This is a genomic window from Mesorhizobium sp. M0664, assembly GCF_040320565.1.
Classification (GTDB): Bacteria; Pseudomonadota; Alphaproteobacteria; order Rhizobiales; family Rhizobiaceae; genus Mesorhizobium.
Genome location: NZ_JAMYPW010000009.1, coordinates 86,670 through 109,910 on the forward strand (window position 1 = coordinate 86,670; position 23,241 = coordinate 109,910).

The window sequence follows — 23,241 nt, forward strand, 5'->3', positions numbered from 1 at the left end:
GGCGCTCACAAGGATGAAACGAGATGCCGCCATCGGCTCCGATGGTCGCGCCGGTAGTGTAACTGCCGTCGTTGAATGGGAGCAACAGCAGTTCGCCGGCCGTTCCTTGCGCACGTCAAAGCGCCGGTTCGATATGGATCGATGCCGGCGTGCTGCCGATGCCGGTCGAATTCCAGGATCAAAGAGTGCTCAGGTTTCGTATCGCTAACGTCCGCGACAATGCTCAGATCAATTCGAGGACAGCGCAGCCATAGCCGTCCAGCGTCAACACTCCGGAGACAGGTCCTTGGCTATCGAGCAGGTTGCTGCCGAAGGGAACGCCGGTTACGGCAACGGGCGTGTCTTTGATGTTTTGCACGAACAGCAGCCGGCGTTCGTCATTCTCGCGCATCGTGACCTCGACGCCGTCCGGCAGATCCGGAACCAGAGGCTCCACATTCGCATCCACGAAAGTGCGCTTAGCGAGTTGAGCTGTCAGCTCCGGGGTTAGATAAGTGCCGACATAGAGCACACGGCCCTTGCCGACGGCGCGGGAGGTAATTGCAGGCGTTCCTGCCGCGTAGCGGTTCGACCAAACCCCTACAATTTCGACTTCCGGTTCGACTGCGAGGTTCTCATAGAAATAACCGGCATCGAACTCGTGGTTTCCGACGGTAAAACGACGGATACGGCGGCTGGATTCGGCCGGTCTGTCGGGAGGAATGACGAGCCCGCCGGAGCGCGACATCGTATTGAACAGGCCATTGGCCCCAGGTGCCGCCAGCCGCCCGAAATCCTCGACGCGAACGCCGGTCAACTTCGACAGCGACCGGCCCGGCGCTGTCTCGCGGATGACGTGGTTGTTTTCGTCGCGGGTTCCAGTGCGCGCGCCGATGATGACGGTACCGCCATTTTCGGCAAAGACTTGCAGCCGCTCGGTCCAGCTGTCCTTCCAGATCACCCAATGCGGCACGTAGAACACCTTGAGCTTCGACAGATCGTCTTCCGGGTGGATGAAGCCGCAGGCGATGCCGCGGTCATAGCAATACTGATGCAGCAAGATTGCATCATCCTGCGGACTTGGCAGGCCGATGGGGAAGGTCTTGTGGGCTTCCTGATTGTCGAAGTCCGAGCCGGCGATGCCGACATCCATCCGCACATGGGTGCCCAGGATCTTGTCTTTAAGCGCCGTCATCTCGGTGGCGAACTGCCTGGCTTCGTCATAGCGGCGGCGAGCGACATCATCATGGTCTATGATGCCCATCCAGTATATCTCGGCGCCGAAATGTGCGGGACGCCAGCGGAAGAACATGATCCCATCGGCGCCACGCGCAACCGACGACATCGCCATGCGTCGCATTTCGCCTGGCTCCGGCGTCAGCGTGCAGAAGCCCGGCTGGGCGCCAAAACCCGACTGTTGTTCCGGCACTATGTAGTTGCCGGAAAATCCCCTGCAGATGTCGAGATGCAGCGCCTGGATCTTGGCGTGATTGCCGAGGCGAAAGAACTCGTCATAGAGGAACGGATAGATGTCGTAGCCGACGAAGTCGAGATCGGTGGAGAATTGGCCGCGAAAGTCGATGTCACGCAATCCGCCGAGATTGTGGAAGATGAACCAACTGGCATTCGCTTTTCTCAGGATCTCGACCTGGTCGTGCTGGAACCGTGCTGTCGAAAAGGCGAGAAAACGGTGGTAGTCCTGGAGGTGACCGGGACCGGGAAAGGACGGGGAAAAATCCAGCGGGAAGACAATTTCGCGGAAATCGCCGTAAGCCGTCGCCCAGAAATCGCCACCCCAGGCGAAGTTCAGCCTGTCTATCGTCTGGTAGGTTTCCTGGAGGTAAGCCTGGAATTCCTTCAATGCCGACGGCGAATAGGATTCCGGCATGCTGGTGTTGAGTTCGTTGTCGGTCTGCCAGCCAATGACATTTGCGTTGTCGCGGTAGTGGTCCGCCATCGCGTTGGTGATCCTGCGGCTATAGTCGCGAAACACCGGGCTGCTGGTGTCGGCATACTGGCGCGAGCCGTGGCCCATCGACCGGCCATTTCCATCAAGCCGCAGGATTTCCGGATGCTTTGCGGTCAGCCAGCGCGGCGGGGTGGCGGTCGGCGTGCACAGGATCGTGTTGACGCCGTGACGCGCGAGGCCCTCGATTGCCCGGTCGAACAGGTCGAAATCGAAGGTGCCTTCACGCGGTTCGAAAATGTGCCAGGCGAATTCGCCGAGGCGGGCGACGTTGAAGCCGGCCTCGGCCATGCGCCTGGCGTCATTGTCCCAGTAACTCTCGTCCACATGCTCGGGGTAATGCGGCGCGCCGACCAGAAAGCGGTCGGTCTGGATCGTGCGCCAGACCGACAGGGCGCGGCCTCTTGAAGTCTTGTTCACGAAGGATACTCCTGCAGATCAGTCGGTGATGGTGGGTTTGCGGGCACTGATTGTCCGCTCATCGACAGAGGAAAAGAGATAGACGTCACGCGGCTCGACCTTGAAGCCGACGGTCGCATCGGCAGCGACGGCGCTCGCATGGCCGATCTGGACGGTGACGTTGCCGCTGCCGCTTTCAGAACTGACGCATTGCAGCGGGCCGGCGTCGGCATAGAGGATGGTCTCGCGGCCGAGATGCTCGACCAGCCGCACCCGTCCTGCAAAACTCGCTGTCCCTTCCGCGGCCAAGCTGATGCTCTCCGGCCGAATCCCCATCGTCACCCTATCGCCGACCTGTACGGATGCCGCTTCCGTCAGTTCGACAGTCAAAGGAGAAAGACCGGCGGTCGACAGCGTGGCGGCGCCGCCGGAGACAGCGGCGACGGTCACTTCGAAAAAATTCATCCGGGGTGCGCCGAGGAAGCCCGCGACGAAAAGGTTGGCCGGATTGCGATAGAGTTCGAGCGGAGCGCCCACCTGCTCGACCGAGCCGCGATTGAGCACGACGATACGGCTCGCCATTGTCATCGCCTCGGTCTGGTCGTGCGTGACATAGACCATGGTGGCGCCGAGCCTGGCGTGCAGATCGGAAAGCTCGACGCGCATCTGCGTGCGCAGCGCTGCGTCAAGGTTGGATAGCGGTTCGTCGAACAGGAACACGTCGGGCGAGCGGGTTATGGCACGGCCGATGGCCACACGCTGACGCTGGCCGCCGGAAAGCTGTTTCGGCCGCTTGTCGAGCTGGTCGGTAATGCGAAGGATCTTGGCGGCTCGCAGCACGGCGGCATCGATCTCGGCCTTGGGGCGATGCGCCATGCGCAGGCCGAAACCCATGTTCTCGGCGACGGTCATATGCGGGTAAAGCGCATAGGACTGGAAGACCATGGCAATGCCGCGCTCACCCGGCTCGGTGGTGGTGAGATCACGGCCGTTGATCAAAATCTTACCGGTCGAGACGGTTTCAAGCCCGGCGATGATCTTCAACAGCGTTGACTTGCCACAGCCGGACGGCCCGACGGTGACAATGAACTCGCCCTGTTCGACGCTGAGATCGATGCCGCGCAGCGCGTGGTAGCTGCCATAATTCTTTTGTATCTGCCGGAGTTCAAGACTGGTCATGGAGCCCTGCTTGCGAAATCAGTTTCGGGTCGGGTGGGCGACGCCTTGAAGCCATGGTCGCTCATCCCTTGACCGCTCCCATGGTGAGGCCGGTGATGAAGTGCTTCTGCATTAGGAAGAACATGGCAACCGGCGGCAAAGCCACGACTATGGTGCCAGCCGAGATCAGGTTCCAGGCCGAGACCCATTCGCCGCGCAGGTTGGCGAGGCCGGCGGTTACCGGTTTGACGGTATCGCTGATGGTGAGCACGACCGCCCAGAAATAATCGTTCCAGATAAAGGTGAAGAGCAGGATGGCCAGCGCCGCGAGAGCCGGCCGCACCAATGGGACCACGACATGTACCAATGTCTGAAACGGCGTCGCGCCCTCGGCCCTGGCGGCCTGAAACAGTTCTCCCGGCAAGGCGGCGATGAAGTTGCGCATGAACAGTGTCGCAAACCCGGTCTGGAAGGCGATGTGGAAGATGATCAGGGCCGCCATCGTGTCGTAGAGGTTGAGCCGCACCATGAGATCGCGCACCGGGATCATCATGATCTGGTGCGGCAGGAAGTTTCCGCCGACGAACAGGGCGAAGACGAGCATGTTGCCGCGAAACCGGTAACGGGCGAGCACGAACCCGGCGAGCGTGCTCAAGATGAGAACGCCGATCACCGAGGGAATGGTGATCGTCAGGCTGTTGAGGAAGTAGCGGGCCATCGGTGTCTGGGTGAAGACCGCCGTGTAGTTGTCGACCAGGCCGAATTGGGTCGGCCAGCCCCACAGATTGCCGCCCATTACATCCTGCGTAGAGCGGAACGAGGTAAGGATGATGGCAAAGAGCGGCGCCAGCCAGACAATCAGGATGCCGACCACCAGCACGACATAGAGGCCGCGCTGCCAAATAGCAGTCTCGGGAATCGGGCGGGGAAACATCAGCCGCCTCTTTCATCGGCGCGGATCATCCGCGCCAGGTACCAGGCGATGAAGACCGCCATGATCACGAACAGCACCGAGGCAATGGCCGCGCCATAGCCGAAGCGGTAGGAAAATATGGACTGCTCGAACATCTGATAGGCAAGCACCTCGGACGAACCGAAGGGGCCGCCGCTGGTCATCACCGAGACCATGTCGAAGGAACGCAGTGCGCCGACGACGGTGACGGCGATGGCGATAAAGGTGACCTGCGTCAGCTGCGGCAACACGATGTGGCGCAGCATGTTCCAGCCCCTGGCGCCGTCGACCCGCCCGGCGCCGATCAGGTCCTCGCTGAGATTGTTGAGGCCGGCGAGATAGAGCACCATGCAGAAGGCGATCTGCGGCCACAACGCTGCGATCACGACGGCGAAGGTGACGAAGTTTTCATCCGACAGCACTGCCGGGGCGGTCGCGCCGAAGGTGCGGAAGATCAGGGCGAGAAGTCCGAATTCCGGCGTATAGACCCAGGTGAAGACAACGCCGACGGCAACCGAAGCCAGCACCAGCGGAATGAAGAACAGCGATTTGAGCAGGCGCATGCCGCGGATTTTCTGGTTGACGAGCAGCGCGATGGCGAGGCCGAGCGGCGGCGCCAGCATGAACATCACCAACCAGATCAGATTGTTCTTCAGCGAAACATAGAACTGCGGGTCGGCAAACAGTTCGCGGTAGTTGCCGAGGCCGATCCAGACCATCGGGCTGAAGCCGTCCCATTCGTGCAGGCTGATCCACAGGCTCTCGACCGCAGATGCCAGAATGACGACGGAAAACAGCACAGCGGCTGGCAGGATCAGAAGTGTCGGTGTCAGCCACCAGCGATGGCGGCGCCAAAGCTTCGTCATTTTGGGAGACCTCATTCACGGAAAGCATCAGGGAGCAGAGTACGAACCCCGCTCCCCTCCGCTGGGAGGCGCTAGATCTTGAAGATCCGGCGACGGGTTCCCTCGAGACGCTGAAGAATGGCGTCCCGGCGCTCCGGCTTGGCCATGAATTCCTGGAAGCCGACCAGGCCGGCCTGGGCCATGTCGGGATCGGTGTCACGGTCGTAATATTGCGACGTGCCGGCCACCGTCTTCAGGCTTTCCACAGCCGCGTTGACCAGCGGGTCCTTGCTGGCCGGAAGGTCGTTGCGCGGCGGAACGTTGCCGCCGGGTTCCAGATAAGGGCCGAAATTTTCCGGCTGGTAGAAGAACTCGAGGAACTCGCGGGCACCCGCCTTGTTCTTGGCGTTGGCCGGGATGTGGACCGAATTGACCGAGAATTCTTCGTAGCGGTCGAGGGCGCCGTCAATCTTCGGGAAAGGGGCGAATGTCAGCTGCTCGAGATCCTGCTCAGGGAAAGTAGCTTTCACGAAGGCACCGAGGTTCATCATGCCGGCCTTCTTCTGGGCGAGGAAGGCGCCGGCCTCCTGCCAGCCGAACGACGTCTGATCCGGTGTGAAGAAACCCTGCTTGATCAGCTCTTCCCAGTGGTCGAAAACAGGCGTCAGCGCCGGGTCGGTGTAAGCCATCTTGCCATTCATCAAGGCAAAGTGCTTGTCGAGACCGTTGATCCGCAGGTTCATCTGGTCGAACCATCCGGCCGCCGGCCAGAGTTCCTTGGTGCCGATGCTGACGGGAATAAGGCCGGCAGCCTTGGACTTCTGGCCGTAAGCAAGGAATTCGTCCCAGGTCGCCGGCACCGTCAGTCCGTGCTCGGCAAAGACGTCCTTGCGATAGAACATGCCCCACATCGTGCCGCCAGTCGGCAGGCCATACTGCTTGCCGTCGACAGTGACGGCACCGGTCGTGGCACCCAGCACGTCCTTGTACTTTTCCTTCTCGAACAGATCCGAAATGTCGTCGAACAGGCCGCGAGTGACGAAGGCGCGCATGCGGTTTCCGGAGAACCAGAAGCAGACATCCGGCGCGCCGGCGACAAGGTAGTTGCGGATCGCGGTCTTGTGGGCCTCGTGATCCATATTGTTGATCACAACCTTGGTGCCGGACTGCTTCTCGAAGTCGGCCGCGATGCGCCGCAAGATCCGCAGGGCATCGGCATTGTTTTCGTCGGAAATGATGGTGACTTCGCTCGACTGGCTGAGTGCCGGCATCGGGAAGCCCGCGAGGGCTCCAGCGGAAATCCCCCCAGCTCCCTTCAGGAAATTGCGCCGCGTCGACGGCTTTTCAATCCACTTGAACGTCATTGTTACTCCTCCCGTGTTGTCAATTCTCTACTGGCACACCGGCCGGCGCGGTTGTTCTTCTCAACGGCACGGCTCACCTCCCGGGCAAGGGAATATGTTTGCCCGCTCCTTCAGAGCGCGGTGACATTGCTAACCGGATTAATTTCGCTGACCCCCGGTTCGGGTGTTGAACAGTCGGGCAAACTTATGCATATGTTTTCTCGAGAGGCAATAATTAATTTACAAAATTAAGAAAGCGGATCCGTGAAGCTCAAGGGTGACCCGAGCACGACTCGGGCGATGAACCGCAGACTGATCCTCAATCTCTTGCGGCAGGAAGGAGCGCGCAGCCGGGCCGACATTGCGTCAGTTACCGGCCTTAGTCCGGCAGCGGTCACCTTCGTCGTGGCCGACCTCATCGAGGATGGCCTGCTGATCGAAGGCAAGACAGTCGTGGGCTCGGCTGGGCGCCGCCCTATCCCGGTGGATATCAACTATGCCAACGGCCTTGCCATAGGTTTCAAGCTGATGGTCGGATCGGTCGAATGCGTGGTCACCGATCTTGCGACCAATCCGCTGGGCTCTCTGCGCGTCAAGCTCTCGGACAGCGATCCCGACCACATCATAGCGACCTTGGCCAAGGCGGTACCGGAGCTGATTTCCATTGTCGATCGGCCCGCTGCCAAGCTTGCCGGGATCGGCATTTCAATGCCTGGCGTCATAGACAACCAGAAGGCTGTGTGTATCCGCAGCAATCGCTACAACTGGGACAACGTTCCCCTTGGCCCGATGCTGGCCGAACTGGTAGACGTCCCCGTGTGGCTTGAGGACGACACCAATGCCTATGCCATTGCCCAGCAACTCTTCGGCCTGGGACGCCAGCACCGCAATATGGCTGTGCTGGCGATCGGCGTCGGAATCGGCTGCGCGCTCGTCTTCGATGGCAAACTCTATCGCGGCGCGAACGGTGCCGCCGGCAAGTTCGGCCACACCTCATATGAGGAGAACGGCCGCCTTTGCGAGTGCGGAAAGCGCGGCTGCTTGATGGCCTATTACGCCGAGCCGGCGATCCTGCGCACCTGGCGCGAAGCCACGGGGCACAACGAAACGGATAGCAAAGTCAGCCTTATGGCAGCCTTGGCAGACCGCGAACCGCGAGCCGTCGCCATTCTCGAGGAAGCGGGACATGGCATCGGCCGGCATCTCGCCAATCTTGTCAACATCACCGACCCGGAGGTCATTGTCGTCGGTGGTGAAGCCGTGTCGTTTGGCGATGCGCTGTTTGGCCCAATGCGGCTGACGCTTGGGAAAAATACCTTTCGCGCGGCACCACCAATGCTGCTGGACTGGGAGGACAATTCCTGGGCAAGAGGGGCGGCTGCACTCGTGACGCAGAAGCTCTTTGATTTCGAAACATCTGCCGGCAACGCCGCTCCGCTTTCAAAGCCGGCCCTATGGTCGGCATAGGCGAGTGAAATAGACAGCCCTGCGCCTCAGGCTGCCCGAACGCTGCGCGCTCCACGCGCCCATGCCGGCAACCAGTCGCCATGCGCAACCAGCAAATCATCGACCAGCGACCATATCTGGTCGAGGTCGAGCTCGGCCGCCGTGTGCGGGTCCATCATCGCCGCGTGATAGATGTGCTCGCGGTTCTCGGTCATCAGCGCCTGGACCGTCAGCTCCTGGACGTTGATATTGGTGCGGATCAGCGCGGTGAGCTGCACCGGCAGGTCGCCAATGAACGTGGGTTGAATGCCGGAGGCGTCGACGAGGCATGGCACCTCGGCCGCGCAATTATACGGCAATGACGTGATGCAGCCATTGTTGCGGATGTTGCCGTAGATCACCGACGGCTCGCCGGTCCAGACCGAGTTCATGATCGAGGACGCATATTCCTTCGACTGCTCCACTTCGATCTTGTCAGCCGAGCGATAGGCTTCCGCTTGCCCCTTCCAGCGATCGATCTGCTCGATGCAGCGCTTCGGGTATTCGTCGAGCGGGATACCGAACTTCTCGATCAGATCCTCGCGCCCGTCCTTGATGAAATAGGGCGTGTATTCCGCGAAATGTTCGGAGCTCTCGGTGACGAAGTAACCGAGGCGCTTCAGCATCTCGTAGCGCACCTTGTTCGGGCAGCGCGGATTCCATCCCGGCTTCGGCGCCCGCCCTTCGCTGTAGGCGCGCAGCAGATCCGGATAGAGATTGCGGTAGGAGCCGTCCGGCTGGCGATGCTCGAACTTCAGGTAGAAGGCCATGTGATTGATGCCGGCCGAGCGGTAGCGAATCTCCTCGTAGGGAATATCGAGATCATGCGCCAGTTCCATCGCCGTACCTTGCACCGAATGGCAGAGGCCGACCTGCTTGATGTCGGGGTATTTCTCCGCGATCGCCCAGGTGTTGATCGCCATCGGGTTGACATATTGCAGCATGATCGCCTGCGGGCAGACCGCGAGCATGTCCTCGCAGATCTTCCAGAGATGCGGCACGGTTCTCAAGCCTCGCATGATGCCGCCAACACCGAGCGTATCGGCGATGGTCTGGCGCAGCCCGTATTTCTTCGGAACTTCGAAATCGGTTACCGTGCAGGGCTCGTAGCCGCCGATCTGGAAGGCGACGACGACGAAATCGGCGCCCGCCAGCGCCTTGCGCTGGTCCGAATAGGTTTCGGCTTTGGCCTTTACGCCAAGCGTCGAGATCAGCTTGCCGACGACGATTGCGCTTTCCTCGAGCCGTTGCGGATTGATGTCCATCAGCGCGATCGTCGAGCCGGATAAAGCCGGACGCTGCAATATGTCGCCGACGATGTTCCTCATGAACACCGTCGAGCCAGCTCCGATGAAAGCGACCTTGGGATTTCTTGCCACAACAACCTCCGGCATAAGCAATTAGGCTACCTCGAAAGCGGCTTTGACCAGCCGTTCGGTGTAAGCGGTCTTGGGATGGGACAGGACTTCGTCGACCGGCCCCTCTTCGACGATCTTGCCGTGCTGCATGACGATGACGCGGTGGCACAGCGCCCGCACGACCTTGAGGTCGTGCGAGATGAAGATGTAGCTCAGGCCCCGTTCGCGCTGCAGCTTGCGCAGCAATTCGATGATCTGCGCCTGGACCGAGAGATCCAGCGCCGATGTTGGCTCGTCGAGTACGATGAATTCCGGTTCGAGCGCGACGGCGCGGGCAATCGCAATACGCTGGCGCTGGCCGCCGGAAAACTCGTGCGGGAAGCGCGAGAGGATATCGCCGGGCATGCCGGCGCTGATCAGCGCCTCGCGCACCCGCTCGATCCGATCGTTCCTGGTGGCGCCCATGCGGTTGACGACCAGCCCTTCCTCGATGATCTGGCCGATCGTCATGCGCGGGTTGAGCGACGAGAACGGATCCTGGAAGACGACCTGCATGCGCGACCGCAACGGCCGCATCTGCGCCCGCGAGCAGCCATGGATCGGCTGGCCATCGAAATAGATCTCGCCGCTGTCGGTGGTGTTGAGCCTGAGCAACGCCTCGCCGAAGGTGGTCTTGCCCGATCCGGATTCCCCAACGAGACCCAGCGTCTCGTGCCGTCGAAGGGTCAGGCTGAGGCTGTCGACGGCAACGAGTTCGCGCAGGTCCGGCCTCATGAACGTGCCATGCCGCAGCATGAAGGAGACGCGCACATTCCTAGCTTCAAGAATAACGTCGGCGCCTTCCGGCAACGGATTTGCCTGGCCGCGCGGCTCGGAGGCAAGCAGGTGACAGGTGTAGGGATGCTGCGGATTGGCGAACAGCTTCTCCGTCACATTGTGCTCGCGCATCTCCCCATGCTGCATGACGTAGACATAGTCGGAGAACTGCCGCACCACGGTCAGGTCATGCGTGATCAGGATCACCGCCATGCGCAGTTTCTTCTGCAGGTTTCGGATGAGATTGAGGATCTGCGCCTGAACCGTGACGTCGAGCGCCGTCGTCGGCTCATCGGCGATCAGCACATCGGGATCGTTGGCCAGCGCCATGGCGATCATCACACGCTGGCGTTGGCCGCCGGAAAGCTGGTGCGGGTATTGTTTCAGCCGCGCCTGGGGCTCAGGAATCTGTACCTGCTGCAGCAGCTCGAGCGCTCTTGCTTCGGCCTGCCTGCGGCTCATCTTGCGATGCACCCGTATCGCCTCGACGATCTGGCTTCCGATCGTGTAGATCGGGTTAAGCGAACTCATCGGCTCCTGAAAGATCATCGAGATGCGGTCGCCGCGCAGTTTGCGCCGCGCACGCTCGGAAAATTTCAGGATGTTGGCCCCGTTGTATTCGACAGTCGATTTCGGCGACACGACTGCGCGCTTCGACAACAGTCCCATGACGGTGCGCGCCGTCACCGACTTGCCCGATCCCGACTCGCCGACAATGGCGATCGTCTCGCCGCGATAGAGCTGGAAGGAGATGTCCTTGACGGCTTCGATCATGCCGTGTTCGACCTTGAAATCGACGGCGATGTTGCGGGCATCAATGACCGGGTTTTCCGAACGGCCGTCATGGTCGAGCCGGACAGGCGGTGCGAAGGATTTGACGAGCGCGTGTTGCATCATCTCATGCTCAATAAGGATCGACCGCATCGCGCAGTCCATCGCCAAGCGCGTTGAACGCGAAGACGGTGACAAGCACGAAGCCGACCGGTGAGAGGATCCAGGGATAGGTGCCGATGACCGAATACGTCGCGGTGTCTTGCAGCATCAGGCCCCAGGAGATCAGCGGCGGCTTCACCGCGAAGCCGAGAAAACCGAGGAAGGATTCGAGCAGAACCACGCTGGGGATTGCCAACGTGACCGCAACGATCACGTGGCTCATCACGTTTGGAAAAATGTGTTGCATGATGATGCGGCCATCTGTGGCGCCGACCGCCATCGCCGCACGAACGTAATCAATCCGCGCCAGTGCCAGGGTCTTGCCGCGCACTTCGCGCGACATCTGCGCCCAGCCGAGTGCCGACATGACAACGATCACGAAGGCCAGGAAGACATTCGTCGGCGCCGTCACCGGAACCAGCGAGGTCAGCGCCAGATAAAGCGGCAATTGCGGAAACGCGAGCACCAGTTCGACGAAGCGCTGGACCCAGACGTCGAATGTGCCGCCGAAATAGCCCGACACCATGCCGACCGTCGTGCCGATCACGGTGACGATGAAGACCACGGTCAATGCGATCATCAACGAGATGCGCGAACCATAGATCGCACGAGCCAGCACATCGCGACCGAATTTGTCGGTGCCAAGGAAGTGCACCGGCTGGCCGTCGGTCGAGCCGAAGAAGTGCCGGTTCGCGGGAAGCAGGCCGAGCAGTCTGTACTCCGCTCCCTTGACGAAGAAGCCGAGCAGCCGCGGATGGTCGTAGTCCGGCCCGACGACGGGTTGGAAGGTGACCGGGTCGAGGTCTTCCGAATCCGCCAGGGCATAGACGCGTGGCTGGAAGACGAAGTTGCCGTCCTTGTCATGGAAGCTCATCATCTGCGGCGGGGCGAAGCCGACATCGGTCACCTTGGGATCCATCGGTGCGAAGAAGTCGGCAAACACCGCCAGCAGCACCAGAAACGCGACCAGGATGAGCCCGGCCATGCCGGTCCAGGACCGTTTCAGGCGGCGCCAGACGAGTGCGATGTAACTCTCATTGCCGCGCGGCTTGATCTTGGCCGGTTCCTCGGCAAGTGGCGGCAGCGAGGGCTCGAAAGCAAGCATCTCAGGACCCTGCATATTGGCGCACACGCGGATCGAGCATGACGAGCAGCATGTCGGCGATGATGTTGCCGACGATCAGCGTCGCCGACAGCACCATCATGAATGTCGCCGTGACATAGACGTCGCCGACCGCCATCGAGCCAACGATCGCCGGGCCGACGGTCGGCAGGGCAAAGATGATCGCGGTCTCGATCTCGCCGGTCAGCATATAGGGCAGCACCACGCCCTGATACATGACCAGCGGATGCAGCGCATTGGGCACCGCATGGCGCATCACGACCGCACCGCCGCTAAGGCCCTTGGCGCGAGCGGTTTCGACATATTGCGCGTTCAGCGTGTCGAGCAGATTGCCGCGCATCACCCGCATGTTGTAGGCGAGCCCGCCGAAGGTGGCGATGGCGACAACCGGCCAGACATGCCGGACGAGATCGACGAACTTCGCCCAGGACCACGGCGCCCCGCCAAATTGCGGCGAAAAGAAGCTGCCGATCTCGGAAACGTTGAACTGGAAGACCAGCAGATAGACGATGATCAGCGCCATCAGGAAGCGCGGCACCGTCATGCCGAGGAAGGAAATCGCTGACAGCGTACTGTCGATCCAGCTGTACTGCCTGGTCGCCGCCCATATGCCGAAGGTGATACCGAGGACCGAGGCCAGCAGATGGCACACCAGCGCCAGCAGCAGCGTGCGCGGCAGCCGCTCGCCCACCACATCGGCCACCGGCTTGTTGTAATAGAGGCTGTAGCCGAAATCGCCGCGGGTGATGATGCCGCCGATCCAGTTGAAATACTGGACGGGCAGCGGCTTATCGAGACCGTGTTCTATCCGATAGGCCTTGGCCTGCGCGTCGGCCTCGGCGAATGAGGCCCCGCCCTGATTGATCAACTGCGAGCGGATGTAGTCGGCATAGTCGCCCGGCGGCGCCTGGATGATGGCGAAGGTGACCAGGCTCAGAATGGCGAGGACCGGGATCGCCGACGCTATGCGCGTGAGCAGGAATCGCAACATCGGTCGGTCCGCTTCCTTGTCTGGCCGGTCGCTCTCTTTGAGCGTACGGAGGTTTGCTTTGTCCGGCCGCGCCAACTGGCGCGGGCGGAGTTGTCAGTCAGGGGGGGTAAACCTAGTTGATAGGGCCCTTGTCTGCGGGCTTGCCGGGAAGCTCTTCGGGGAACAGCTCGTACTTGGCCTGCTTGTCGGCAGCGACAAAGACCCGCTCGCGGACGATCGAATCCTCGGCCCAGTTGAACATGAAGATCGGCGTGCCCTGCGGGATGTTGGAGAAGCGTTTGTTGATGATCAGCGCGCCGGGATATTCCGTCAGGCCGACATTGTAGACGTGCTCGGTCGAGATCTTCTGGAACTTTCTCATCAGGCTGGCGCGCTCGTCATTGTCCGCGGACGAGACAAACTTGTTGACGATGTCGACGAGGTCCTTCTCGAAAGGCATCATATCGACCTCGCCGTTTTCCGGCGCACGATGGTCCCAGCTGGTTCGTGGACCGACCGGGGCCAGCTGATCGGTATTCTGGACGACGGAAGTCAGCTCCTGATCGTTGCGCCGTACCAGCCAGTCGAAGCGGCCGGAGTATTGCGAGGCATCGCGCTGGGTGCCGTTGAGTCCGTTCAGCACGATCCGCAGCCCTAGCTTTTCCATCTGGGCGACGACACCTTCGGCAAGGCTCTTGTCGGTGGTGTAGTCGTTGTTGACGAGCATCACGATCTCGACATTCTTGCCGCCGGCGGTACCTGCAGGAAAATTGACGAAGCCGTCGCCATCCGTGTCCTTCAGGCCTGCCTTGGCGAGTTCCGCCTTAGCGCCTTCGAGATCGAAGGGGTAGTAGACCGTCGACTTCCGGTCGTAGAAGCTCGTGCCCGAGGATAAGCCGCCCGGATAGATGGCAGTGAACGGACCCTTGACCAGCGAGTCGCCGAGCGCCTTGCGGTTGAGCGCCATGGTGACGCCTTTGCGGAAGTCCTCGTTGCGGTTCAGCTCGCGTATCGCCTGTCCGCGCTCGTCGGGGTTGCCCCAGCCATTGGCTGAGAAATTCATGCGCAGATTATAGCCGATCAGCCGCGCGCCGAACGCAAGCCGTGCCGGTGCGTCTTTTTGCGCCGCGCGCTTCAGCGAGGCGACGAAGTTCTCTGGCTGCTCCAGATTGGAGAAGTCGCCCGCCCCCGATACCGCCTGAACGTCGCGGTCGGCCCAGGTCGACAATTTGTAGTGCAGTTCATTGAGATACGGCAGCTGGTTGCCCTTCTCGTCGACCTTCCAATAGTACGGATTGCGACGCATGACGATGATGTCGTCGGGGCGGTATGCCACCGGCACCCAGGCACCCATCACCGGCATGTTCATATATTCCGGCGGGAACGCGTTCTTGAACTGCTCGTAGGTGTTCTTCGAATATTTCGGATGCTGCGGCTTGAGGATATGCGACGGTCCCGGACAAAAGGTGCCGTAAGCCATGGCGTAAAGGTATTGTTTCGGAAAGGCGTCCTTGAACGTCCACTCGACGGTGTAGTCGTCGATTTTCTTCAACGTCGTGCCGACGCCGAAGGTCTCCTGCGTCGCGCCGTTCAGCGGCGACACATTGGGGTCGATCACCTCGTCGTCCCAGTAGAACATCACATCGTCGGCGTTGAACGGAACGCCGTCCGACCATTTGGCGCCTTCGACCAGATGCATCGTCAGCGTGTGGCCGTCCTTCGACCAGTCCCAGCTCTTGGCGAGGTTCGGCAGCGGCTCCGTGTCCTTGGCCTCGACCTGGAACAGCGGCGCGGTGCGCGTCAGGCATTCGGAAAGGCCGATGTCGATACCGCCCCAGCCTTGCGTCTGGCCGGCGCCGTAGTTCCAGCCCTCCGGCCGGCCGCCGATGACATGACGCATCGTATCACCGTAGACACCGACGCCGTCCGGCATATTGCCGGTCTTGAAGACCAGCGGCTCCTTCGGCAGCCGGTCCTTGACCGGCGGCAGCTTGCCTGCCTTGACGTATTTGTCGGTGACCCAATCGGGTTCGTGGTATTCCGGAAGTGCCTTGAACTCCAGGATGGAGTCGCGCGCGACGTATTTGATCTTTCCCTCGGCGGGAAATTGCGCAGGCACCGGCGGCACGGTCGGCTCGGATGCATACGCGTTCAGCGCCGAGGCCGAGACGCTAAGCGCCAGCCCGGCGAGAATGCCAATGTTTCGAAAATTCCTCATCGTCTCTCCTCCCTGTTGTTCAGGAGCGCGTTGACGCCGCTCCATTTCTCCTCGAACGAATGTACAGACGGGTGCGGAAAAATCCTCCCGAAAGCTCGGCGCGATCCGTTCTGGCGAAATTCAGACGGCCTGCTTGAGAGCCGTTTTTTCCGCACGCAATTCCTCGATCGAACGGACGTCGCGCCTTGCCGCACCGGCCCATTCGCGGGTCTTGATCCTGGATTTCGAAAGCCGTTCCTTCGCGGCCGGCACCGCATCGGCATATTGCGGCAGCCAGCGAGCCTGGGCGACGACCATTTCGTCCACCATTTGCCAAACCTCTTCCGGCGTCGAAACCGCGCCGACCAGCGGGTCGTGCAGGACCGCGAGCTTCAGCAGGTCGATATCGCCGGAGATCGCCGCATGAACCGACATGCGCTGGACGTTGATCGAGGAAATGCAAGTGGCGGCGCAGGCCTCCGGCAGCGTGATGCCGGAGGCCATGTTGATACCGAAGCGGTCGACGAAGCCGGGCGACTCGATGATCGCGTCCTGCGGCAGGTTGGTGATGATGCCGTTGTTCTTGACGTTGAAATGGCCGCGGTAAACGCGGTTCGTCTCCAGCGCCTCGAGAATGTGGCTGGCATGCTCGTTGGAGCGTTTGGCGGGGTCTATCGGCCTGGCGGCGGATTCCAGAAATTGCGGGAACTCCGTTTCGAACCAGTTGCGTGTTTCGGTCGAATAACGAAGGTAGCCGCCGGTCTCGCCGTGAATCCAGTCGGACATGTCGATCCAGCGGGTGATTTCGTCCGGCCGCTTGCGATACCAGGGCAGGTATTCGGAAAGATGGCCGTTGCTTTCGGTCGAATAGACGCCGAAGCGCTTCAGGACATCGATGCGCAGCTTTTCCTGCTGCGAATAGACCGGATGCGCCTCGAAGGCGGCAACCAGCTCGTCCTTACCGATCTTGCGGCCGTTGAGACGCAGGTCGATGAACCAGGTCTGGTGATTGATGCCGGAGCAGACGTAGTCGAGATCGGTGCGCGACTTGGCGCCGAGCACTTCGGCGATCTGGTCGGCGCCATGCTGGACGCCGTGGCAGAGGCCGACGGTATCGACCCTGCCATATTCGATCGCCGCCCAGGTGTTCATGGCCATCGGATTGGCGTAGTTCAGGAATTTCGCCCCAGGCTCGGCGACTTCGAGGATATCCTTGCAGAAATCGAGGATCACCGGAATGTTGCGCTGGCCATAGAGGATGCCGCCGGCGCAGATCGTGTCGCCGACGCACTGGTCGATGCCATACTTCAAGGGAATGCGGATGTCGTCCGCATAGGCTTCGAGACCGCCGACGCGAACGCAGCTGATGATGTAGCGTGCGCCCTCGAGGGCAGCACGGCGGTCTGTCGTTGCCGTAACCTTGGTCGGCAGCCTGTTGAATTCAACGACCCTGTCGAGGATCGACTTGATCATCTGGAGGTTGCGCTCGCTGAGATCGGTCAATGCGAATTCGACATCCCTGAATTCAGGAACGCACAAAATGTCGGTGAAGAGCTTCTTGGTGAACCCGACGCTTCCCGCACCGATGATAGCGATCTTGAAACTCATCAGCCTCACCTCGACCTGATCGAACGCTAGGGCAAAGGCGGCGAAAAGAGGCTGGCCCGCCTGCGACGCTATGCAGGCTGGAATCCAGCACTTCCTCCCATCCGCTCTTTGACCGCGGTTTCTTTTGCTTTTCTCGAGGGATTATGCGCCTTATTCGGCACGCGACCAGAGAAGGATTATGCTTTTAGGGGTAATTTTGTGCTGCGGAACTTGATCGACATCGGGCCGGCGGGCAGGACGGTATCGCTGCCGCGCGGGCGCCAGCGCCTACACACCATGCCGACAAGCACCGGCTATGAAGTGCGCGAGAACGAGGTCTACGACTGGGATGGGCGCAAGCGCGGCCTGACGCCGTTTACCGTGCTCCAGCATACGATCAGCGGCACCGGCCGATTGCGCTACGAGAACCGGAACTACCGCCTGCAAAAGGGCGACACTTTGCTGGTTCTCGTGCCGCACAACCACCGTTACTGGCTGGCCAAGGGCGAACGCTGGGAGTTCTTCTGGATATCGATGAACGGCGAGGAGGCACTGCGCATCCACAAGTCGATCCTTGCCGCCGTCGGTCCGGTGCTGCGGCTGCAGCCCTCGACGATCGATCATCTGGCTGATTGCAGTATGCGCCTGATCACGGGCGCGGTCTCGCCGGGAGCCGCCTCGGCCGTCGCCTATGAAGCAGCCATGGCGCTCTACGACGATGTCTTCGGCTCGCATGCCGTCACCGACGACAAGAGCGCCATGCAGCCGGTCATCGATCACATCAGGGCCAATCTCGACAGGCCGCTCCGCGTTGCCGATCTCGCTGAGATCAGCGGCCTGAGCCGCGCGCATTTCTCGCGCTGCTTCGCCGAGAGCGAGGGACTTCCGCCCGCCGAATTCGTGCTGCAGCAGCGACTGCAGCGGGCGGCGAAGTTGCTGACGAAGGCCGATTTCCTGCCGGTCAAGGAAGTCGCCATCATGTGCGGCTTTGAGGATGCCAATTATTTTTCGAAGGTCTTCCGCCGCCTCTACGGCATCAACCCGACGCAGTTCCGCACCAACGGGATGTATGCCAGCCTGGGAACCGCCCGATAGCCCGATAGATTGGCACCGCGCTTGGCATCGGGTGCGGGAACGCTTTTGCTTCCCCTTGGTTTAGGACAAGAGAGCCTGCTCGCCGCTGCCGCACCCCCGCTCTGGCGGCGATCAGGCCACAGATGTCAGGGGAGTGATCGATGAACAACCCCGATCCGAACAACCCGAATCCACTGCCGGACAATCCCAATCCGGAGCCGGCCCGGCCGCCTGCCCCGCCGGAGACTCCGCCGGGAGAACCTCCAGGCGTACCCCCGCCCTCGCCGGATCCAATTCCGACGCCGGACCAGGAGCCGATCGGAGTTCCTCCCGGCACGCCTTCCGAAATTCCTTCGGAACCGACTTTTCCCGGGCCGACCGCCTGGAGGGGCGGTCGGGTGGAGGATGGCAAGGGTGATTTCGGCGAAGCGCTCGAAACGGGTCTTGCCATGGAACGTTTTGCGCTGGCGCTCATTCACCCTTCCATCATGGAAACCGGCGGCGGGCCCTGCAACCAAGGGAGGTTAAAATGAAAGTTGGCAACTGCATGACAAAGGACGTCGAGATCGCCAGTCCGCAGCAAACCCTGCGCGATGCGGCTGAAATGATGGGTCGCCTCGACGCCGGCGCAATGCCGGTGGGCGAGAACGATCGGCTTGTCGGCATGGTAACCGATCGCGACATCGCAATCCGCGGCGTCGCCCAAGGCAAGACACCTGACGCCAAGGTACGGGAAGTGATGAGCACCGAGGTCAGGTATTGCTTCGAAGACGAAGACGCAGAGGATGTTCTGCGTAACATGGCTGACCTGAAAGTGCGCCGCTTGCCGGTGCTGAACCGCGACAAGCGCCTGGTCGGCATCGTTTCGCTGGGCGACCTCGCCACCAACAGCGAGACGGCGACAGCAGGTGAAGCGCTGAGCGGCATCTCGCAACCCGGCGGCGAGCATTCGCAAACGATACACTGACGGCGCACCACCGGCCGGCCTTTGCTACGACCGAACCGCCGGCTGGATAGACGCCGGCCTGCCGGCGAAACTGTTCAGAGCGAACTGGACTGCAACCCGACGAGGAGCAAGCCATGATTACGATGAAGGCCGTCCGTATCCACGATTTTGGTGGACCGGAGGTTCTTTCGCTGGACGCGGTTCCGTTGCCTCAGCCGCATGACGACGAGGTCACGCTCAAGGTCTACGCGGCAAGCGTCAATCCCGTCGACTACAAGGTTCGCGAGGGCTCTTCGGGCGCGGATCTGCCCGTCACGCTCGGCCGCGACGTATCCGGCGTGGTGGAACTGTGCGGCACGCGGGCCCATACGCTGAAGAAGGGCGATCCGCTATATGCCATGCTCGGCAACGACCGCGGCGGCAACGCCGAATATGTCGTCGTGAAGGCAACGGAGGCGGCGGCGAAGCCGCAACGCTTAAGCCACGCCGAAGCCGCCGCCGTGCCACTTGCGGGCCTTACCGCGTGGCAAGGCCTTTTCGATCACGGCGGCCTCAAATCCGGGCAGCGGGTCCTTATCCATGGCGGCGCCGGCGGCGTCGGTCATCTGGCGGTGCAGTTCGCAAAGGCCGCGGGCGCGTTTGTCGCGACGACTGTGTCCGCGCAGGATTTCGATTTCGTCCGCGCGCTTGGCGCCGACCAGGCGGTCGATTACAAGAACCAGCGCTTCGAGGAGCTTGTCGAGGACGTCGACCTCGTCTTCGACCTGGTAGCGGGTGAAACACAGGACCGCTCGTGGGACGTGCTCAAGCCCGGCGGGACGCTCGTCTCAACGCTTTCCGAACCGTCGGCGGAGAAGGCCCGCCTGCATCGGGCTCGCGGCGTTTCCTATTTGACCAAGCCGAACGCGGCGCAGCTTGCCGAGATCAGCCGCCTCATCGACGCCGGGAAGGTCAGGCCATTCGTGCAGGCAATCTATCCTCTTGAGGAAGTCGCCAGGGCCGAGGAACAGCTCGAGAAGCAGCACACGCGCGGCAAGATTGTGCTTCAGGTAGCTGCCTGAGCACTCGCCGAACAACAGGCCGCGGGCCAGTTTGCGGAGTGCTCGGACACAGGCCGTTTTCTGCTGTCCAGAAGCCCGGCGGCCGAGAGTTTGACACAGGACGGCCCGCCGGGCCTGGCCGGCTTAGGCAGGTGCCGGCTAAGCAGCATGCGCCGGGTTTGCCGGGATGCGCAAATCAAACAAATCAAGGAGATGCAACGGATCGTGAGGCACGTCGCGACGACACCGTCGCACGGCTGCGATCAGTTAACTGCGAAGCGAAGGACACAGCGTTTACCGACAGGCGGGCCAGGTTCCTACTGGCCGCAAGCCGCAAAAACCGCTTCAAACTGTCGGAAACCGGCGATAGGTTCGAACCATGTCTCAACCCGCCAATATCTCGCGCGAAACGGCAGTCTCGCCGTGGCGCCACAACTGGTCAGGAGCGTATGATGGCAGACGAATGCAGGCACGCCGGGGACATTCGCGGCGTGACACCGAGCGCGCTCGGCTGCGAGGAATGCCTGAAGAGCGGTTCGCAGTGGGTGCATCTGCGGCTCTGCCGCACATGCGGCCATGTCGGCTGCTGCGACGACTCGCCCAACCGTCATGCCACCAAGCATTTTCGGGCAACCGGCCATCCTGTCATCGAAGGCTACGATCCGCCGGAAGGTTGGGGATGGTGCTACATCGACGAAATCTTCCTCGACCTCGGCGACCGCACCACGCCGCAAAACGGTCCGATACCGCGCTTCATTTGAGCTTTTTGCGAGCGGGCCGTTTCCGTGAAACGATGAACCGTTCTAAAGCATGTCGCGCAAAAGTGTGCAGCGGTTTTGCGATAACGACATGTTAAAACAAGAATCTAAAGCGCGTTGCATGAGGCCGATCGAACGCGACGCGCTTTAGTCCAAGGCTGCTTCGGCTTGAGCGGGCGCATCGCGTCCCTCTGGTGGTCCCGATGACCGCTCGCGCATATGCCTGACCGTCTGGAGAACACGATCGGCAAGAAATGCAAGCGCGCCCTGTGCCGTGCGCGTCCCGATGACGGATTCCAGCGTAACCGCCTGCGTTGAGAATTTGTGTTTGAACGACTCTGCGCCACAGAGGAAATCGACCATGCTCAAACCGTGATCTATCGACCACTGCACGTAATCCATCAACAGGATCACACCCGGCGACGCCCGGCCGAAATCCGGATCGAACGTCGTCACGAAGGCCATCATCACGTCGTGCTGGACGAAATTGATCGACACCGCGACCATCACGCCATTGCATTCGAGGACGAAGATATGCAGCACGCCGGCGCGCGCCAACGCACCGACGAGCGCGGCGAGTACCGGGACGCCCTCTTCGAACAGGTCTGACTCACGCATGCGCTCGGTCAGCCATTTCCGCTTCAAGGCCGCGAGGCGCTCCAGTACCGGTTGCAGCGGCTCGTCGGGGGCAAGCAGGCGAAATCTCACCTCTCCGGTTTCTTCCAGCGCCTTGATGCCGCGCCGATAGTTCTGGCGCGTCTTTTTCGACTGGCCCGCGAACCATGCCGCTCCGCTTTCCCATTGTCCGGCAACGCGATAGCTGACTTCCGTTCGGTGAAACGGACGAAGCCTGATGCCGCCGGAAGCTCCCGGCGTGAAAATTTTGCGGGCCGCCGCATCCGGCGAGAGACGACTGATCAAGGCAAGGTCGAAGCCGCCGGCATCGCAGAGTTGGGTCCATAGCTCCTGCAGCGCCGATAACGAGCATTCCGGAGCAACGAGAATATCCCCATAGTCGGTATAGCTGCCGGCCGCCCATTCGAGAAACCGCAGCCCCCTGCGCCTGCCGATCGCCAGCGGAACGACAGCAACGAGTCTCTCGCCCTTCCAGACCAGGCCGATCCGCAACGCGCGCTGGTCACGGCGTTGTACGGTACTCCACCATGCCGAAATCCAGGCATGGCTTTGAAAGATCAGCCCGTCGGTACGATGCCAAAGCTCCATCCAAGCGGCTTCGATCGCAGCCAGGCGATCCGCCGAACGGACGATTTCCAGGCGCTCCGCGCTTAGGACGTCGATGGAAACAGCGGTGTTCATGAAGGAGAACTGTCCTGTGGCTGCGCGACCACATTGGGCCGTCTGTGAAACAGTCGCATGACATGCCTTGCCATCTTCTTGAGCGGCAGGATGTAGAGCCCAAAGAGCGACTGGTAATCGCGCACATCGCGATCGACCAGGCCAAATTTCAGGTCTTCATCCGGCTCCGGGACAAATTGCGTTCCGAACAGACGATCCCAGAACGAAAAAAGCAGGCCGAAATTCTTGTCATAATGACGAGGGTCGATGCTGTGATGCACCTGGTGCCAGTGCGGACACAGGATGATGTTGTTCAACGGGCCGAACGATATCTTGAGATGCGTGTGACGAACAAAGTCCATCATCAGGATGTTACGGATGACGTAGACGTTGATGCCGAAGATAGCGACCTCTACCGGATCGAGTGCGATCAGGCTCCAGATCCCGAAGCAGATGCCCGGGATGACGCCATCCCACATACGGTTCATCAGATCGTCCAGCGGATGAACCCGGTCCTTGGTGATCCCCACCATCACCTCGGCCGAATGATGTACCTTGTGCAATTCCCACAGGAACGGGAAACGGTGCTGGGCGACGTGGTAGAGGTAGTATGAAATATCATAGGCGACCAGCATGGTTGCGGTGAAGATGACGATCGTCACCGGTCCCGCCGGGCCGCCGAGAAGCGGCGCGTGGATGTTAAGGAGCCAGCCAATTGCCTCGCGTGTGCCATAGCCCACCGCGACGACGAAGGTGACGCCGGCAGGAATAAGCAGGAAAGGCATCATCGCCCGTTTCGTGATCCAGAACATGGCGTCGGCTCGCGCCGACGGGTGCAGGATGACTTCCTGTGGGAAGGCGAAGTCGAAAAAGTCCCTGAGGGACTTATGTTCGGCAGTTCGCCAGTAGGCGATCACCGCGCTGCCCAGTGCGGTGAGGAGAAGCAGGCCGAGCGTGGTCAGATTGACGTTCGAAAGCTTTTCCACAATCGCTCTGGCAAATTCGGAAAACATTGA

Annotated in this window: 19 protein-coding genes; 6 read left to right on the top strand and 13 right to left on the bottom strand. The window is 61.1% G+C overall.

Translation table 11 applies throughout. The features are described 5' to 3' along the window. Window positions 1-223: 223 nt before the first annotated feature. The 5 genes from NKI39_RS12590 to NKI39_RS12610 form a co-directional block, all read right to left on the bottom strand. The gene (locus NKI39_RS12590) at window positions 224-2,365 is read right to left on the bottom strand and encodes a beta-galactosidase (RefSeq protein WP_352832105.1); all 2,142 of its coding nucleotides are present in this window, start codon (window positions 2,363-2,365) and stop codon (window positions 224-226) included. Between the two features lie 18 nt (window positions 2,366-2,383). Then, window positions 2,384-3,523 (bottom strand): ABC transporter ATP-binding protein, encoded by a 1,140-nt coding sequence (locus NKI39_RS12595; protein ID WP_352541683.1) that lies wholly within the window; start codon window positions 3,521-3,523, stop codon window positions 2,384-2,386. A 61-nt stretch (window positions 3,524-3,584) separates the two neighbouring features. Continuing rightward, window positions 3,585-4,436 carry a carbohydrate ABC transporter permease gene (locus tag NKI39_RS12600; protein ID WP_352541684.1) on the bottom strand — a complete coding sequence of 284 codons (852 nt, stop codon included), beginning with the start codon at window positions 4,434-4,436 and terminating at the stop codon, window positions 3,585-3,587. After that, window positions 4,436-5,320, bottom strand: a complete 885-nt coding sequence (locus tag NKI39_RS12605) for a carbohydrate ABC transporter permease (protein ID WP_352832108.1) — start codon at window positions 5,318-5,320, stop codon at window positions 4,436-4,438. The genes NKI39_RS12600 and NKI39_RS12605 overlap by 1 nt, the downstream gene beginning before the upstream one ends. 71 nt (window positions 5,321-5,391) lie before the next feature. After that, window positions 5,392-6,663: an ABC transporter substrate-binding protein gene (locus NKI39_RS12610; RefSeq protein WP_352817265.1), complete on the bottom strand. Its 1,272-nt coding sequence runs from the start codon at window positions 6,661-6,663 to the stop codon at window positions 5,392-5,394. Between the two features lie 243 nt (window positions 6,664-6,906). Between NKI39_RS12610 and NKI39_RS12615 the strand changes: the two genes are divergently transcribed. Beyond that, complete coding sequence (locus tag NKI39_RS12615) at window positions 6,907-8,109, top strand: ROK family transcriptional regulator (RefSeq protein ID WP_352473205.1); 1,203 nt, start codon at window positions 6,907-6,909, stop codon at window positions 8,107-8,109. A gap of 26 nt (window positions 8,110-8,135) precedes the next feature. On the opposite strand, the gene NKI39_RS12620 is transcribed toward NKI39_RS12615, so the two are convergent. The 6 genes from NKI39_RS12620 to NKI39_RS12645 form a co-directional block, all read right to left on the bottom strand. After that, window positions 8,136-9,506, bottom strand: a complete 1,371-nt coding sequence (locus tag NKI39_RS12620; protein WP_352832111.1) for an alpha-glucosidase/alpha-galactosidase — start codon at window positions 9,504-9,506, stop codon at window positions 8,136-8,138. Between the two features lie 21 nt (window positions 9,507-9,527). Beyond that, window positions 9,528-11,195 (bottom strand): ABC transporter ATP-binding protein, encoded by a 1,668-nt coding sequence (locus tag NKI39_RS12625; protein ID WP_352817371.1) that lies wholly within the window; start codon window positions 11,193-11,195, stop codon window positions 9,528-9,530. A 10-nt stretch (window positions 11,196-11,205) separates the two neighbouring features. Continuing rightward, on the bottom strand, window positions 11,206-12,339 hold the full coding sequence (locus NKI39_RS12630) for an ABC transporter permease (RefSeq protein ID WP_352467677.1): 1,134 nt from the start codon (window positions 12,337-12,339) through the stop codon (window positions 11,206-11,208). 1 nt (window position 12,340) lies between these two features. Then, complete coding sequence (locus NKI39_RS12635; RefSeq protein WP_352452370.1) at window positions 12,341-13,348, bottom strand: ABC transporter permease; 1,008 nt, start codon at window positions 13,346-13,348, stop codon at window positions 12,341-12,343. A 112-nt stretch (window positions 13,349-13,460) separates the two neighbouring features. Continuing rightward, window positions 13,461-15,545, bottom strand: a complete 2,085-nt coding sequence (locus NKI39_RS12640; RefSeq protein ID WP_352832114.1) for an ABC transporter substrate-binding protein — start codon at window positions 15,543-15,545, stop codon at window positions 13,461-13,463. Between the two features lie 120 nt (window positions 15,546-15,665). Then, on the bottom strand, window positions 15,666-17,132 hold the full coding sequence (locus NKI39_RS12645; RefSeq protein WP_352472519.1) for an alpha-glucosidase/alpha-galactosidase: 1,467 nt from the start codon (window positions 17,130-17,132) through the stop codon (window positions 15,666-15,668). A gap of 198 nt (window positions 17,133-17,330) precedes the next feature. Between NKI39_RS12645 and NKI39_RS12650 the strand changes: the two genes are divergently transcribed. The 5 genes from NKI39_RS12650 to NKI39_RS12670 all read left to right on the top strand — a co-directional run bounded on the left by NKI39_RS12650 (window position 17,331) and on the right by NKI39_RS12670 (window position 20,932). Continuing rightward, entirely contained in the window at window positions 17,331-18,206 is an 876-nt protein-coding gene (locus NKI39_RS12650) for an AraC family ligand binding domain-containing protein (RefSeq protein ID WP_502898565.1), read from the top strand. 140 nt (window positions 18,207-18,346) lie between these two features. After that, the gene (locus tag NKI39_RS12655) at window positions 18,347-18,718 is read left to right on the top strand and encodes a hypothetical protein (protein ID WP_352832117.1); all 372 of its coding nucleotides are present in this window, start codon (window positions 18,347-18,349) and stop codon (window positions 18,716-18,718) included. Beyond that, the gene (locus NKI39_RS12660; RefSeq protein WP_352472517.1) at window positions 18,715-19,152 is read left to right on the top strand and encodes a CBS domain-containing protein; all 438 of its coding nucleotides are present in this window, start codon (window positions 18,715-18,717) and stop codon (window positions 19,150-19,152) included. Before NKI39_RS12655 ends, NKI39_RS12660 begins: the two co-directional genes overlap by 4 nt. Window positions 19,153-19,265: 113 nt before the next feature. After that, a complete protein-coding gene (locus NKI39_RS12665) occupies window positions 19,266-20,192 on the top strand; it encodes an NADP-dependent oxidoreductase (protein ID WP_352449638.1) in 927 nt (308 codons plus the stop codon). A 428-nt stretch (window positions 20,193-20,620) separates the two neighbouring features. Further along, the gene (locus NKI39_RS12670) at window positions 20,621-20,932 is read left to right on the top strand and encodes a UBP-type zinc finger domain-containing protein (protein ID WP_352501352.1); all 312 of its coding nucleotides are present in this window, start codon (window positions 20,621-20,623) and stop codon (window positions 20,930-20,932) included. 144 nt (window positions 20,933-21,076) lie between these two features. Here the strand turns inward: NKI39_RS12670 and NKI39_RS12675 are convergent, their stop codons facing one another. Together NKI39_RS12675 and NKI39_RS12680 are read right to left on the bottom strand one after the other, a co-directional pair. Then, window positions 21,077-22,246, bottom strand: a complete 1,170-nt coding sequence (locus NKI39_RS12675) for a GNAT family N-acetyltransferase (protein WP_352832120.1) — start codon at window positions 22,244-22,246, stop codon at window positions 21,077-21,079. Next, window positions 22,243-23,238, bottom strand: coding sequence for a sterol desaturase family protein (locus NKI39_RS12680; protein WP_352683204.1), 996 nt, complete (start codon window positions 23,236-23,238; stop codon window positions 22,243-22,245). Before NKI39_RS12680 ends, NKI39_RS12675 begins: the two co-directional genes overlap by 4 nt. Window positions 23,239-23,241: the final 3 nt, after the last annotated feature.

Excerpts from the sequence above, each read along its gene's own strand:
- NKI39_RS12660 (WP_352472517.1), top strand. The coding sequence starts at position 18,715 with ATGAAAGTTGGCAACTGCATGACAAAGGACGTCGAGATCGCCAGTCCG.
- NKI39_RS12655 (WP_352832117.1), top strand. The coding sequence starts at position 18,347 with ATGAACAACCCCGATCCGAACAACCCGAATCCACTGCCGGACAATCCC.
- NKI39_RS12680 (WP_352683204.1), bottom strand. The coding sequence starts at position 23,238 with ATGTTTTCCGAATTTGCCAGAGCGATTGTGGAAAAGCTTTCGAACGTC.
- NKI39_RS12665 (WP_352449638.1), top strand. The coding sequence starts at position 19,266 with ATGATTACGATGAAGGCCGTCCGTATCCACGATTTTGGTGGACCGGAG.
- NKI39_RS12630 (WP_352467677.1), bottom strand. The coding sequence starts at position 12,339 with ATGCTTGCTTTCGAGCCCTCGCTGCCGCCACTTGCCGAGGAACCGGCC.
- NKI39_RS12625 (WP_352817371.1), bottom strand. The coding sequence starts at position 11,195 with ATGCAACACGCGCTCGTCAAATCCTTCGCACCGCCTGTCCGGCTCGAC.
- NKI39_RS12610 (WP_352817265.1), bottom strand. The coding sequence starts at position 6,663 with ATGACGTTCAAGTGGATTGAAAAGCCGTCGACGCGGCGCAATTTCCTG.
- NKI39_RS12595 (WP_352541683.1), bottom strand. The coding sequence starts at position 3,523 with ATGACCAGTCTTGAACTCCGGCAGATACAAAAGAATTATGGCAGCTAC.
- NKI39_RS12645 (WP_352472519.1), bottom strand. The coding sequence starts at position 17,132 with ATGAGTTTCAAGATCGCTATCATCGGTGCGGGAAGCGTCGGGTTCACC.
- NKI39_RS12605 (WP_352832108.1), bottom strand. The coding sequence starts at position 5,320 with ATGACGAAGCTTTGGCGCCGCCATCGCTGGTGGCTGACACCGACACTT.
- NKI39_RS12600 (WP_352541684.1), bottom strand. The coding sequence starts at position 4,436 with ATGTTTCCCCGCCCGATTCCCGAGACTGCTATTTGGCAGCGCGGCCTC.
- NKI39_RS12675 (WP_352832120.1), bottom strand. The coding sequence starts at position 22,246 with ATGAACACCGCTGTTTCCATCGACGTCCTAAGCGCGGAGCGCCTGGAA.
- NKI39_RS12635 (WP_352452370.1), bottom strand. The coding sequence starts at position 13,348 with ATGTTGCGATTCCTGCTCACGCGCATAGCGTCGGCGATCCCGGTCCTC.
- NKI39_RS12640 (WP_352832114.1), bottom strand. The coding sequence starts at position 15,545 with ATGAGGAATTTTCGAAACATTGGCATTCTCGCCGGGCTGGCGCTTAGC.
- NKI39_RS12670 (WP_352501352.1), top strand. The coding sequence starts at position 20,621 with ATGATGGCAGACGAATGCAGGCACGCCGGGGACATTCGCGGCGTGACA.